The sequence below is a fragment of the Rhodoferax saidenbachensis genome, assembly GCF_031457975.1.
Taxonomy (GTDB): Bacteria; Pseudomonadota; Gammaproteobacteria; order Burkholderiales; family Burkholderiaceae_C; genus Allorhodoferax; species Allorhodoferax saidenbachensis_A.
Genome location: NZ_JAVDXO010000003.1, coordinates 265,254 through 279,054, shown reverse-complemented (window position 1 = coordinate 279,054; position 13,801 = coordinate 265,254). Strand labels below are relative to the sequence as shown.

General features: G+C 62.6%; 12 protein-coding genes. 6 read left to right on the top strand and 6 right to left on the bottom strand.

Annotation, left to right across the window (positions count from 1 at the left end; all coding sequences use genetic code 11):
- Positions 1-4: 4 nt before the first annotated feature.
- Positions 5-1,285 carry a D-amino acid dehydrogenase gene (locus J2X15_RS09340; RefSeq protein ID WP_310341850.1) on the top strand — a complete coding sequence of 427 codons (1,281 nt, stop codon included), beginning with the start codon at positions 5-7 and terminating at the stop codon, positions 1,283-1,285.
- Positions 1,266-2,654 carry an L-serine ammonia-lyase gene (locus J2X15_RS09335; RefSeq protein ID WP_310341847.1) on the top strand — a complete coding sequence of 463 codons (1,389 nt, stop codon included), beginning with the start codon at positions 1,266-1,268 and terminating at the stop codon, positions 2,652-2,654. The genes J2X15_RS09340 and J2X15_RS09335 overlap by 20 nt, the downstream gene beginning before the upstream one ends.
- 14 nt (positions 2,655-2,668) lie before the next feature.
- Here the strand turns inward: J2X15_RS09335 and J2X15_RS09330 are convergent, their stop codons facing one another.
- Entirely contained in the window at positions 2,669-4,519 is a 1,851-nt protein-coding gene (locus J2X15_RS09330) for a M48 family metallopeptidase (RefSeq protein WP_310341844.1), read from the bottom strand.
- A 154-nt stretch (positions 4,520-4,673) separates the two neighbouring features.
- On the opposite strand from J2X15_RS09330, the gene J2X15_RS09325 reads away from it, so the two are divergent.
- A complete protein-coding gene (locus J2X15_RS09325) occupies positions 4,674-6,290 on the top strand; it encodes a diguanylate cyclase domain-containing protein (RefSeq protein ID WP_310341841.1) in 1,617 nt (538 codons plus the stop codon).
- A gap of 108 nt (positions 6,291-6,398) precedes the next feature.
- On the opposite strand, the gene J2X15_RS09320 is transcribed toward J2X15_RS09325, so the two are convergent.
- Both J2X15_RS09320 and J2X15_RS09315 read right to left on the bottom strand, forming a co-directional pair.
- The gene (locus J2X15_RS09320) at positions 6,399-7,532 is read right to left on the bottom strand and encodes a methyl-accepting chemotaxis protein (protein ID WP_310341838.1); all 1,134 of its coding nucleotides are present in this window, start codon (positions 7,530-7,532) and stop codon (positions 6,399-6,401) included.
- Between the two features lie 203 nt (positions 7,533-7,735).
- Positions 7,736-8,515, bottom strand: a complete 780-nt coding sequence (locus tag J2X15_RS09315; RefSeq protein WP_310341836.1) for a DODA-type extradiol aromatic ring-opening family dioxygenase — start codon at positions 8,513-8,515, stop codon at positions 7,736-7,738.
- A gap of 141 nt (positions 8,516-8,656) precedes the next feature.
- Between J2X15_RS09315 and J2X15_RS09310 the strand changes: the two genes are divergently transcribed.
- Both J2X15_RS09310 and J2X15_RS09305 read left to right on the top strand, forming a co-directional pair.
- The gene (locus tag J2X15_RS09310; RefSeq protein WP_310341834.1) at positions 8,657-9,742 is read left to right on the top strand and encodes a calcium:cation antiporter; all 1,086 of its coding nucleotides are present in this window, start codon (positions 8,657-8,659) and stop codon (positions 9,740-9,742) included.
- A 13-nt stretch (positions 9,743-9,755) separates the two neighbouring features.
- Entirely contained in the window at positions 9,756-10,655 is a 900-nt protein-coding gene (locus tag J2X15_RS09305; protein ID WP_310341831.1) for a LysR family transcriptional regulator, read from the top strand.
- 1 nt (position 10,656) lies between these two features.
- On the opposite strand, the gene J2X15_RS09300 is transcribed toward J2X15_RS09305, so the two are convergent.
- Positions 10,657-11,268: an NUDIX domain-containing protein gene (locus J2X15_RS09300; protein WP_310341829.1), complete on the bottom strand. Its 612-nt coding sequence runs from the start codon at positions 11,266-11,268 to the stop codon at positions 10,657-10,659.
- Positions 11,269-11,331: 63 nt separating this feature from the next.
- Here J2X15_RS09300 and J2X15_RS09295 point away from each other — a divergent pair, with 63 nt between their 5' ends.
- Positions 11,332-12,090, top strand: a complete 759-nt coding sequence (locus J2X15_RS09295; protein ID WP_310341827.1) for a DeoR/GlpR family DNA-binding transcription regulator — start codon at positions 11,332-11,334, stop codon at positions 12,088-12,090.
- A 12-nt stretch (positions 12,091-12,102) separates the two neighbouring features.
- Here J2X15_RS09295 and aroQ read toward each other — a convergent pair whose 3' ends face one another.
- Together aroQ and J2X15_RS09285 are read right to left on the bottom strand one after the other, a co-directional pair.
- Positions 12,103-12,555: a type II 3-dehydroquinate dehydratase gene (aroQ, locus tag J2X15_RS09290; protein WP_310341826.1), complete on the bottom strand. Its 453-nt coding sequence runs from the start codon at positions 12,553-12,555 to the stop codon at positions 12,103-12,105.
- A 28-nt stretch (positions 12,556-12,583) separates the two neighbouring features.
- Positions 12,584-13,801: an MFS transporter gene (locus tag J2X15_RS09285; protein ID WP_310341824.1), complete on the bottom strand. Its 1,218-nt coding sequence runs from the start codon at positions 13,799-13,801 to the stop codon at positions 12,584-12,586.

Here is a 13,801-nt window from a genome sequence, read left to right as displayed (position 1 = left end):
CTCTATGAAACACATTGCCATCATCGGCGGCGGCATCACCGGCGTTACCAGCGCCTACACCTTGGCCCAAGCGGGTTACCAGGTCACCCTGATTGAGAAAAACCGCTACGCAGGCATGGAAACCTCCTATGCCAACGGAGGACAACTGTCGGCATCGAATGCCGAGGTCTGGACCCATCCCAGCACCATTGTCAAAGGCCTGAAATGGATGTTCACCAAAGACGCCCCACTCTTGATGAACCCCATGCCCACCTGGCACAAACTGAGCTGGATGGCCGAGTTTATGGCGGCCATACCCAAGTACCGCGACAACACCGAAGCGACCACCCGCCTAGCCATTGCCGCGCGCGAGCACCTGTTTGGCTGGGCCGAGAAAGAGGGCATTGACTTCGACCACAAGCGCAAAGGCATCTTGCACATCTACCGCAACAAGGCCGGCTTTGACCACGCCGGCACCGTATCCACCATGCTGGCCGCTGGCGGCTTGCCACGCCGCGCGGTCACGCCGGATGAGATGCGCGCCATTGAACCCACGCTGCAGGGCCAGTATTACGGTGGGTATTACACCGAGAGCGATTCGACCGGCGACATCCACAAATACACCCACGGCCTGTCACAGGCCTGTGCACGCTTGGGCGTGAAGTTTCTCTATGGCCACCAGGTACTGAAGGCGTCGGCCGATGGCCACAGCGCGCAGCTCGCGCTGCAGCACGAGGACGGCACCGAAACGCAGGTGTTTGACGGTGTGGTGGTGTGTGCCGGTGTGCACGGCCGTGGCATTGCTGCGCAGCTAGGCGACCGGCTCAACATCTACCCGGTCAAGGGCTACTCCATCACCGTGCACCTGAACGATGAAACCAGCCAGCAGGCCGCACCGCAGGTGAGCCTGCTGGACGACGAAACCAAACTGGTGACCAGCCGCCTGGGCCAAGACCGCTTCCGCGTGGCGGGCACGGCCGAGTTCAATGGCTTCAACCATGACATCCGCGCCGACCGCATTCGCCCCCTGGTGAACTGGGTTAACCAGTGCTTCCCGGGCGTGAGCACACGCCGGGCCGAACCCTGGGCCGGCCTGCGGCCCATGCTGCCCAACATGCTGCCGCGCGTGGGCCGGGGCAAACGCGCCAACGTGTTCTACAACACCGGTCACGGCCACCTGGGCTGGACGCTATCGGCCATCACCGCCCACCAATTGGTGGGGCATGTGCACCAGCACTTTGCAACACAAGCCACTTCATCCACACTTCACCCACTAGGAGCACCACATGGCAGTATCCGTATTTGATCTCTTCAAGATCGGCATGGGGCCCAGCAGCTCGCACACCGTAGGCCCCATGCGCGCGGCGCGACAGTTTGTGGCGCGCCTGCAGCACAGCGGCGTGCTGGAGCAGACCACCACCGTGCGCTGCTGGCTGCACGGCTCGTTGGGCGCCACCGGCAAGGGCCACGCCAGCGATGTGGCCGTGCTGCTGGGCCTGTGCGGCCATGAACCCGACACAGTGGAGGTGGACCTGATCCCCGCACTGCTGGCCGAGGTACGCAGCAGCCAGCAGCTCACGCTGGCGAGCACGCACCGCATTGCCTTTCGCGAGAAGGATGACCTGCTCTTCATGCGCGCGCCCCTACCCTTCCACGCCAACGGTATGCGCTTTGTGGCACTGGATGCGGCAGGCAACGAGCTGGCCAACCGCGTGTATTACTCGGTGGGTGGAGGCTTTATCGTGAGCGACGAAGTCGCTGCGGATGGCAGCCGCCAAAAGGTGATTGCGCCGGATGCGACGGTGCTGCCCCTGCCCTTTACCAGCGGCGATGCGCTCTTGGTGCTGGCCCAAGAACATGGGCTCAGCATTGCCCAAATCATGCGCCGCAATGAGCAGCATTGGCGCAGCGATGCCGAGATTGACGCGGGTCTGCTGCGCATCTGGCAGGTCATGCAAGACTGTGTGAAGCGCGGCTGCGCGGCCGACGGTGTGCTGCCCGGCGGCTTCAAGGTCAAGCGCCGCGCCAAAGCCCTGCTGCAGGCACTGACCGCCAACCCCGAACACGCGCTGCGCGACCCGCTGCAGGTGATGGACTGGGTGAACCTCTACGCGCTGGCCGTCAACGAGGAAAACGCTGCCGGTGGCCGCGTGGTCACTGCGCCCACCAATGGCGCGGCCGGCATCATCCCCGCCGTGTTGCACTACTACACACGCTTTGTACAGGGGGCTACGGACGCTGGCGTGATCGACTTCCTGCTTACCGCTGCGGCCGTCGGCATTCTCTACAAAGAGAACGCCTCCATCAGCGGTGCCGAGGTCGGCTGCCAGGGCGAAGTGGGCGTGGCCTGCAGCATGGCCGCAGCCGCCCTGTGCGCCGTGATGGGCGGCACGCCTGAGCAAGTCGAAAACGCGGCAGAGATTGGCATGGAACACCATCTGGGCCTCACCTGCGACCCGGTGGGCGGGCTGGTGCAGATCCCCTGCATCGAACGCAACGCGATTGCCTCGGTCAAAGCCATCAACGCCGCCCGCATGGCGCTGCGCGGCGACGGCAGCCACTTCGTAAGCCTGGATAAGGTCATCAAGACCATGCGTGAAACCGGCGCTGACATGAAGACCAAGTACAAGGAAACCGCGCGCGGCGGGCTGGCGGTGAATATTGTGGAGTGCTGAGGCAGATCAAGGCGTCAGAGGACGCCAATTCTTAAGATATCTTGATTGACCGGGAGCTGGGGTTGAACGACGCAGACCCCTGGATGTTGATCCAAATTTCTCAACAAATGAGGATTCAGTGGCTCCGTCCAGAGAACCGACTTCACATGCACCAGTTCGTCCGGTTTACAAACTGCTTTGAGCAAGCTGGCGAGCTGCGCCCGCACATGTTCTTCACTCTTTCCAGGCTCGTGTATGCCAGCACTGTCAAGGCGAAAAACAATCAAATGAATTTTGAACTGATAACCTTTGAGTTCACTTGTTGAGAGACTCCCGACCCAACAACCGTCGATGCGGGAGTCCCTCCCTACGGCGTCCGCGAATAGCAACTTTGCCTCTTCAGGCAATGTGCCCAAGGGTTCAGAGCAAAACCGGCTCCAGAGGTTGTCTTCGTAAAAGCTCTCTACCCACCGATGCGCCGCAGCCAATCGATCCAGAGAACGGCTGATGTGGGTGATGGAGTCGCGCTGGGTGTGATGTTCACAAATCCTCCTCAAGCAGGCCACCGCCATTTTCTTGTTGAGCTTGATCGACTCCTGCAGATGATGGAGTCCGGTGTCATCCTCTGCATCCAATAGCCGACACCCCAACTCATAATGCAGATAGCTGTTACCCGGGGACTCCTGGACGACATTCCGAAGTACTTCCAGTGACTTGGAAGATCCGATAAAGGTGGCATCTGCTATGGCCCGCAGTTCACGCTCGTTTGGACGTAATTTGACTTGTTCCTCCAACCACCTGAGACGGAAATGCGCGAATCGCCAGGCATCCCTGTGTTTCGCGAACCAGCGTTTTTTATAAGCCCCGAACACTTCCTTCCAATCTGAATTCAACAAAGTTTCGCCCGCACAAGGACCTGTCCAATCAGGCATCTGGATGTCAACTGACAAAGCACCCGCACGTTCATGGAGTCTAGGATGTGTGTCATACAGCCGACGCGGACGCGACAGTGTGTAAGCGAGCATCGAATCGAAAGAGGTCTGCGCTTGGGATTCAATGGCCTGCGCCATTTGTTCGAGAACATTTTGCGAGGGCAACTCATCGCGCAGCTGCCACTGTACATACTCATATCGGATCTGGTTCTGCCAGAGATAGGCATGCATCTCCATCTTCGCTAGGGCGTTGATAAGACTTTGAGACAGCTCCATGCTTTGCGTACTCGCATCGGCTTCGTACTCGCATTGGTGTGACCAAGCGGATGACTGCCGCAAGAAAAATGGAACCAGCCGGTGCGACATCAGCTTTTGCACCGACTCCACGAAGTTATCGCTATCAGTGCGCGACATGAGTGAAAAAACACCCCACTTGTACTGGACGCGGTAAATCCACTGTCCCAATCGGTCGTGTCCTGCCGAAAAATGCCCCAGTTCATGCGCGATGACTGCCTTCACTTCATCGGCTTTGAGCAACTGCAGCAAGGGGGCGCCTAGTACCAACTTGCGGCGCACTACCCAGAAGTAAAAAGGACTCGACGAAGTGTGTGCCGCTGCATTGAAGCTGTCATCCAGAACGATTCGGTGAATCTTGGGAGCCTTCAGTTGCCTTGCCAAGGCATCCACCACCTTGTGCATGTCGGAATTGGAAGGCAACTCCATTTCGTGTCGGTCATCAACGGGGTCCGGTTGAATAAACCACGCTACACCTATAAACAACAGAACTCCGATCAGCAAGCCGAGCTTGGGACCATAAACCGCTGCACTCAGCAACGCGAGAAATGCAGCGGGAATAAAAGCAAAAACCAGGAAGAACACCTCCACGAACACAGCCAGTAGCGCAAGCTTGGTCTTTTGGTATCGAGAGAACTTCGGCAATAGATGTCGATTCATATTGCGGAGCTTAGCGAAAATTACGCAACGGAGAGATGAGTGCTGCCCCCTCCTACAACAAGGCCACGACGTCCTTGGGGCCGCGACCCAAAGTCATAAAAGAAACGGGCTGGCGGTGAATATTGTGGAGTGCTGAGGCATTTATCATGGCCGGATGACGTTTCACCGCTTCGCCAACAGCCTGGGTACCCGCATCATCTTTATTGGCATCTGCCTGCTGCTGGTGGGCAATGTATTGCGCTATATGACGCTGAGCAGCTACCTGCGCGAGGACATCAGTGCGGTGATGGCCGCGCAGCAATTGACGCTGGCCAACTACGTTGCCCGCGAGGTGGACCAGAAACTGCTGGAACGCCAGGCCCTGTTGACCCAGGCGGCGGCAAGCTTGCCGCTGGGCTTGCTGGAACGGCCCGCGGCCCTGCAAAGCTGGCTGGCGGTGCGGCAGCAATACCAACCCTTGTTTTCCCACGGCCTCATCGCCTACACGCCCGATGGCAAGGCAGTGGCAGGCTCTGCTGCCCCCACCACCAAACCCCTTCCCAGCTATGCGGACGCGGACCTGTTTCAGGCCGTGCAATCCGGCGCGTTGACCGTGGGGCGCCCCATACGGAACACCACCACCCAGGAGGCCGTGCTGCCCATGGCGATCCCTGTGAAAGATGCCTCGGGCAAGGTACGCGCGGTACTGATGGGCGTCACCGCGCTGGCGACCCCGGGTTTTCTGTCCTTCACCGACCAGGACCGCATTGGCAAGCAAGGCGGCTTTTTGCTGATCTCGCCGCGCGACAAGCTGTTCATCGCGTCCACCGTGCCCGGCATGGTACTGAAGCCCACGCCACCGCCGGGCGTCAACGCCTTGCATGACCGCGCCATGCAGGGCTACCGCGGCACCGGGACCACCGTCAACGCCTTTGGGGTGGAAGAGATTTCTGCCATGGCTTCAGTGCCCAGCACCGGCTGGTTTGTGGTGGCCCGCCTACCCACCACCGAGGCTCTGTCGGTGGTAGCGCGCACCAAGCGCTATATGACGCTGCACGGCAGCTGGGCGCTGTTTGCCTTCGTTGCAATTGCGTCCATCCTGCTGTACTACGCGCTGCGCCCGCTGCTGCAAGCTGCCCAGCAGGCCGACCGCATGACACGCGGCGAAGTGCCCTTGGAACCCCTGGTAGTGGCGCGCCAGGACGAGGTGGGGCATTTGACGGAGGCCTTCAACCGCCTGCTGGTCAAGCTGCAAGCCAGCCAGTCAGAAATGGTGCACATGGCCCACCACGATGTGCTGACCGGCCTGCCCAACCGCGCGCTGCTGGCCGACCGCCTGGCCCAGGCACTGGCCCGCGCGCACCGCCGTGGCAGCCACGTCGCCTTCCTGTGCATTGACTTGGACCACTTCAAGCCCATCAACGACCAGTTGGGCCATGCCGCGGGCGACCAGGCGCTGGTGGAAGTCGCGCGGCGACTGAACGCCGTGGTGCGTGAGTCCGACACCCTGGCCCGCATCGGTGGGGACGAGTTCGCCGTCTTGTTGGCCGATCTGGACGCCGACCCGGCCACTGCGGAGCAGGCAGCCACCGCCGTGGCTGCCAAATGCTTGGCTGCCATCGCGCCGCCCATTGCGCTGGACGCGCAGACGCGCATTCTGGGTGCCTCGATTGGCATTGCCATGGGCGACAGCACGGTGTCGCCGCATCCCCTGCAGCTGGCCGCAGACCGCGCCATGTACCGGGCCAAAAATGCCGGTGGCCAGCGCTATCTGGTGGCTACGTCGCTGTGATTTGCGTTCGGGTGCTTGCGCGTTCGACTCTGCAGGCGCTCACAATTCAGGAGCGTCTCGCGCATATTCCACGCGGACTAGAGGCCAAAATAAGGCTCAAGTGCCCTGTCAGACCTTGAACTGATCCACCGCGTTTTGCAGGCTACGCACGCGCTCGCTCATGGCCGTGGCGGCCGTGGCGGTGTGGCCCACCTGCTGGGTGTTGTGGCTGGTTTCGGCCTGCATCTGCACCATCGACTCGGTGGCCTGGCGCACGCTCTGGCTTTGCTGCATCGATGCAGCAGAAATCTCACTCAGGATGTCGGTCACCTGGTGCACGGCGGCCACGATGTCCTGCATGGTGAGGCCGGCCCGGCCCACTAGCTGCGAGCCACTCTCCACCTGCTGGGCCGAATGGCTGATGAGCTGGCGGATTTCCTTGGCGGCCTCGGCGCTGCGCCCGGCCAGGCTGCGCACCTCGCTAGCCACCACGGCAAAGCCACGGCCCTGCTCGCCGGCACGGGCCGCCTCCACCGCCGCGTTCAGCGCCAGGATATTGGTCTGGAACGAGATGCCTTCGATGACGGCAATGATGTCCACGACCTTGCGCGAGCTGTCGGCAATCGCGTGCATGGTCTGCACCACCTCGCCCACCACCTCACCACCGCGCTGGGCAATGCCGGATGCGTTCACCGCCAGTGCGTTGGCGCTTTGTGCGCGCTGTGCGTTTTCTTGCACGGTAGACGTCAGCTCTGACATGCTGGACGCCGTGGCGCTGAGTGCATCGGCCTGCAGGCGCGTGTGCTGCAGCAAGTCGGCGCTGGACTGCACGATGTCCTCAGAAGAAGCGGTGAGTGGTGCCGTGTTTTCCTTGATCTGGGTGACCAGGTCGGTCAGCGTGTCTTCCATGGTGCCCATGGCGTCCAGCAGGCGGCCGAACTCGCCACCGCGGGTGTTTTCAAAGTCGTGACTCAAATCGCCCGAGGCCACGGTCTCGGCAATATGGATCGCATCGGCCAGTGGCAGCGAGATGCTGCGCACCTGGTTGGAGGTGGAGACCACGCCCACCAGCACCGCCAGCCCAGCCAGCACCAGCATGGTGGTTTGCGCACTGTCCACCGCGGCGCGAAACTGTGCGGCCTGCGCCGCTACCGAAGACAACGTGCTGTAGCCGGTGTAGAGCACCGCAAGCAACAGGGAGAGAACGATGGTGGAGGTCAGCGACAGGCGGGTGCCGACCGAGAGGGACTTGAGGAACTGCATGCGCTTCCAATACGGTTGTGAAAGTTTGGCGCTAAAGCGGCGCAGTGTAGCCCAGCGCCCAGCGCACCCGACTGCCGATTACCCTAGCTCAAGCCATCTTCGCCCCTCAAAAATGCTACTAATTTGATAGCTTCTTGCGCAATAGCTACGGGGGCTAGAGGCCATTTTCTGTCAATTTCTTGACGACATGCTGCCCCAAACGCCTATTGCAGCGTGAACGCGTCCATCGCCAGCATGCTGTACATCACCTCGCGGCTCAGGTAGTTCGGCCGGGCGTCTGCCCCCGCAGCGCCCAGCGCGAAGAACAGTGGCAAGAAGTGGTCTTCACTCGGGTGGGCGCGGCTGGCGTGTGGCGCATGGACGCGGTAGGCCAGCAGCGCGTCCAGATTGCCGGTGCTGAGCTGCGTCTCGATCCAGCGGCTGAACTCGGTCACATAGGGCGCCACGGCGCGCTCGCCGCCAAAGAATTCGCCCAGGTTGTGCGTCATGGACCCCGAGCCCATGACCAGCACACCCTGCGCGCGCAGGTCGGCCAGGGCAGCGCCCATGGCATACACCTCGCGCGAGCCGTAGCCTATGGGCAGGGCCACCTGCACCACGGGCACGTTCGCCTGCGGCAGCATGTGCATCAGCGGCACCCAAGTGCCGTGGTCCAGCGGGCGGGTGTCATCGGGCTGGGCGGTAATGCCGGCGGCTTTGAGCGCGGCAATCACCTCGTAGCCCAGCGCCGGACTGCCTGGCGCGGGGTAATTCAGTTCATACAGTGCGGGCGGGAAGCCGCCAAAGTCGTGCCAGGTGCTGGGCTGAGGCGTGGTCATCACGGCGGGGCTGCGTGCCATCCAGTGCGGCGACATGATGACGATACCGCGCAAGTCAGCTGGCAAGGTAGCGCCCCAGGCCTGCAGCGCGGGGCCGGTGGTGCCGGCGTCCACCGCAAACAGCGGGGCACCGTGGGAGACAAACAAGCTGGGCAGTGCGGTCATGGTGGGTTCCTTGTGCATGTTCAAAAGCGATACCTGCACTGTAAAAGCCTATAAAACAAAGATAAATAGCCGTCCCATTGATTCAATGTCTCTGTTTTGTTGACAATAGAGGAACTCCACCGTTCAAAGAAAGCCCGCACCATGCAACAGCACGCCCCTTTGCCTCTTTGGTCCGTCGCCTGGCCGGCTGCAGGCTGGGTGCTGTTGGGCGGCAGCCTGTTGGGTCTGGCCGGTGGCTGGTGGGTGGCTCTACTGGCCGTTGGACTGGTGGGCACCGTGCTCTCGGCCGTGCACCATGCCGAAGTGGTGGCACACAAGGTCGGCGAGCCCTATGGCACGCTGGTGCTGGCGCTGGCCATCACCGTGATCGAGGTGGCGCTGATCGTCTCGATGATGCTAGCCGGTGGCCCCGAGACCACGGCGCTGGCGCGTGACACCGTGTTTGCTGCGGTGATGCTGATCCTGAACGGCATTGTGGGTCTGTGCCTGCTGGCCGGTGGCAGCCGCTACCGTGAACAAACCTTTGGCCAGCTGGGCGTGAGTGCTTCGCTAACCACACTGGCCGCCATCGCCGTACTCACCCTGGTGCTGCCCAACTACACCACCAGCGTCATCGGCCCCGTGTACAGCCCCAGCCAACTGGCCTTTGTGGCCATCGTCTCGTTGGTGCTCTACGGCACCTTTGTGCTGGTGCAGGCGGTACGCCACCGCGATTACTTCTTGCCCCCTGATGCCAAGGCTGACGAAGAAGCCCACGCCCACCCGCCCAGCGGCAAGCTGGCCGCCACCAGTGCAAGTCTGCTGTTGCTGGCCTTGGTCGCCGTGGTCTTGCTGGCGAAGGCGCTGGCGCCCACGATCGAAGCCGCGGTGGCCCACGCGGGTGCGCCCAAGGCCGTAGTCGGCATCATCATCGCCATGGTGGTGCTCTTGCCCGAGAGCCTGGCGGCCTACCGCGCCGCGCGCGCCAACCGCCTGCAAACCAGTCTGAACCTGGCGCTGGGCTCGGCCCTGGCCAGCATCGGCCTCACCATTCCCGCCGTGGCCATCGTGTCGCTGGCTACGGGTTGGACGCTGACGCTGGGTCTGGACATCAAGTCCAGCGTGTTGCTGCTGCTCTCGCTGTTTGTCTCCAGCCTGTCGCTCAGCACCGGGCGCACCACGGTGCTGCAAGGTGTCGTGCACCTGGTGCTGCTGGCCACCTACCTGTTCACCACCATCGTGCCCTGAGGCCTGCGCCGCCATGGACCAGTTTCGCCAGATGCAGGCCTTTGTGGCCGTGGTGCAGGCCGGCAGCTTTGTGCAGGCGGCGCAGCGGCTGGACACCTCCAAGGCCGTCGTATCGCGCCTGGTGCTGGAGCTGGAAGCTGCGCTCAACACGCGCCTGCTGAACCGCACCACGCGCCGCCTCTCGCTCACCGATGCGGGCAGCGACTACCTGGAGCGCTGCCGCCAGATTCTGGAAGATGTTGACGACGCGAACGCCGCCGTCAGCGAAGGTGCGGGAGCGGTCACCGGTCGGCTGAAGATCAACGCCCCGCTGACCTTTGGCAACCTGCATCTGGCGCCGTTGTGGGGAGAGTTTCTGAAGCTGCACCCGCGCGTAGAGTTGGACATTGTGCTAACCGACCGCGTGGTGGACCTGGTGGACGAAGGCTTTGACATGGCGGTGCGCATTGCGCTGCTGGCCAGCTCCACCCTGGTGTCCCGCACGCTGGCACATGACCAGGTGCTGCTGTGTGCCTCCCCCGCCTACCTGCGCCAGGCATCGCCCATCACCACGCTGGAAGACATTGCCCAGCACAGCGTGATGGCGTACTCGTGGTGGTCGGGCGGCGATGTGTGGACGCTGACCGACGCCCAGGGCAAGGCCCACCGCGTGACCACCCACCCGCGCCTGCGCGCCAACAGTGGCGACACCTGCCGCGCCGCTGCACTGGCCGACCAGGGCCTGATCTACCAGCCTGGTTTTTTGGTGGGGGAGGATGTGCGGGCGGGCCGTCTGGTGCGCGTGTTGCCCGCACTGCAGGGCCCCACGCTGGGCATCCACGCCATGTACCCCACGCGCAAACATTTGCCGGGCAAGGTGCGCGCCATGGTGGACTTTCTGGCCCACGCCTTCCAGACGCCCGCCTGGACTTGAACTAAAGCAACTGTGCCAACCCGGTCAAGGCCGCGTGCTGCAACAGCATGATGGTCTTGCCATCCTGAATGGCACCGCTGTGCACCATGGCCAAAGCCTCGGCCAGCGACAGCTCCAGCACTTCAATGTCTTCTCCCTCGTGTGCCATGCCGCCGCCCTCGCCCGTCTGCTGGTGGGCCTGGTACTCGGCCACAAAAAAGTGCAGCTTCTCCGTCACCGAGCCCGGGCTCATATAGGCCTCAAACAGCTTGCGCGGCGACTGGATCTGGAAACCGGTTTCCTCCTGTACCTCGCGGCGTATGCAGGCCTCGGGGTCGTCGCCATCCAACAAGCCCGCGCAGGCCTCGATCAGCATGCCGTCGGCGCTGCCATTCACAAACGCGGGAAAGCGGAACTGCCGCGTCAGGATCACGGTGCCACGGTCGGCATTGAAAAGAAGCAGCACCGCGCCGTTGCCGCGGTCGTAGGTCTCGCGGCTCAGGCGCTGCCAGCTGCCATCGCGGCGCTGGTACTCAAAGGTGGTTTTCTTCAGCGTGTACCAGTCGTCGGACAGCACTTCGCTCTGGAGCACGCGCACGGCGGGCGCTGCGGCGTGGGAAAGGGGGGTATTCATCGTTTCTCCTGATATATGCAGTATCATGCATTATTGCGCAATTTCGTGCAAACACAACAGACCATGCTGACCACCCAACGTAAACAACTGATCCTGACCCGCCTGGCGACCGACGGGCAAATCCTGGCCAAAACCCTGGCCGCCGAGCTGGGCACGTCCGAAGACACCATTCGCCGTGACCTGCGAGAGCTGGCCCAAGAGGGGAAGTTGCAGCGCGTGCATGGGGGCGCCCTCCCCTCCTCCGCTGCGGTGGCCAATCTGGCAGTGCGTGCCGAGGTATCGCCGGAAGACAAGGTGGCACTGGGCCGTGCCGGCGCGGCCATGGTCCAACCCGGGCAACTGGTGATGCTGGACGGCGGCACCACGGCGCTGCAGGTAGCGCGCCACCTGGCGCCCGATCTGCGTGCCACCGTGGTGACCCACAGCCCCACCGTGGCTGTGGCGCTGGCGCAGCATCTCCACCTGGACATCATCGTGCTGGGAGGGCGGCTGTACCGCCATTCGATGGTGAACGTGGGGACCGCAGTGATTGAGGCCGCCGCCCGCTACCGCGCCGACCTGTTTTTCATGGGTGTAACGGGCGTGCACCCGCAGGCGGGGTTGAGCACTGGGGACAGCGAAGAAGCTGACGTAAAACGCGCACTGAGCGCGCGTGCAGCCGAGACCGTGGTGTTGGCCTCCAGCGAAAAGCTCATGGCCGCATCGGCCTTTGTGATTGCACCCACCAGCACCCTGGCGACCTTGGTGGTGCCCGGTGACACGCCCACGGCCACGTTGCGCAGCTTTCGCAAGGCGGGCGTCACCGTGGTGATAGCCCCCTGATGGGCGAGAAAATTACGCGGCTTGCATGCCAGCCAGCCCCGCCACGGCCAGCGCGTAACCGTTGACACCAAACCCGGCCATCACGGCCTTGGCCGCGGGCGAAATATAGGAATGGTGGCGAAAAGCCTCGCGCGCATGCACGTTGCTGATGTGCAGTTCGATCAGCGTGATGCCCGTGCCCTTGATGGCGTCGTGCAGTGCCACGCTGGTGTGGGTGTAGGCCCCAGCGTTCAGGATCACACCGGCCAGCTTGCCCTTGGCATGCAACTGTCCGGCCTCATGCAGCCAGTCCACCAACGTGCCTTCGTGGTTGCTTTGGCGGAAGTCCAGCTTGAAGCCATTGGCCAGGCAGGCGCGTTCGCATAGCGCCTCCACATCGGCCAGCGTTTGCGAGCCATAGACCTGGGGCTCGCGCGTGCCCAACAGGTTGAGGTTGGGGCCGTTGAGGATGAGTGCTGTTTTCATGAGAACGTCCTAGAAAAATTCAAACCAATCAAGCCGCTGCAGCGGGCGCCGCACCACCTGCCGGGTGGCGCATGCGCCACACCTTGTACGCGCAACCACAGGCCACCGCCGCCATGGCCGTGGTGCCCCAGAACACGCTGGCCAGACCGAAATGCTGGCTGAGCTGCCCACCCACCAAGCCGCCAATGACGCCGGGAATACCGTAGCCGATGACAATGTACAGCGCCTGGCCACGACCGCGCAGCTTGCCCGGAAAGTGGTGCGACATCAGCGCGATGCAGGCACTGTGATGGGCCGCAAACGTCAGCGCGTGCAGCGCCTGGGCAATCACCAGCACCCACAGCACCGATGCCATAGACGCTGTCGCCGCCATGCGAAACACCATGACCGCCGCACAGAGCACCAACCAGCCGGTCAGGCTCACGCGCGGCATCCATCGGCTTTGGGTGAAGAACCAGCCAATTTCCACCGTAACCGACACCGCCCACAGCAGGCCAATCATGGTCTTGCTGTAGCCCAGCGAATCGATGTAGAGCGAGAAGAAACTGTAGATCCCCATGTGTGACAGCACATGGAAAAACACCGAGGCAAACAGCCAGCGCACCGCGGGCTGCGCCAGCACGGGACCAATCGGCTGTGACACCGCGTCGGCACTCGCATGGTGCTCTTCTTTCACATCAGGCATGCGGTAGGCAAACACCAACAGCGCCACCAGGCTAAGGCTCACGATGAGCGGAAAGCTGCGCATACCCACGTGCTCAAACCAGGCCCCGGCACCCAGCACGGCCAGCATGAAACCCAGCGACCCCCACAGCCGCACGCGGCCATAGAGCTTGGTATCAAACGCGCCGCCCTGGCTCACTACATGGGCCACGGCGGCCTCGGTCATGGGCATCATGCCGCTGGTCTGGGTAAACATCACCAGCAACACTGCGCCCAGCCACCACGTATTACCCCCCGGAAACCACAGACCGGCGGACGCTACCAGCGCAATCAGAGCCCCATAGCGCAGCAGCTTCGCGCGTTCACCGGTGCGGTCGCTCAATGCGCCCCAAGCGTAAGGGGCGAACATGCGGGTTGCCGCCTGGACGGAGGTCAACACACTGATAACCACGAGGCTCAGACCCAGGCTTTTGAGCCACAACGGCAAGAAGGGATTGAAAAACCCTGCGTGGGTGCAGTAGCTGGCAGTAAGCGCCGCAAACGGAAGAATTTGCTGACGCGACGCCGCAGGAGCCTCAGCCAC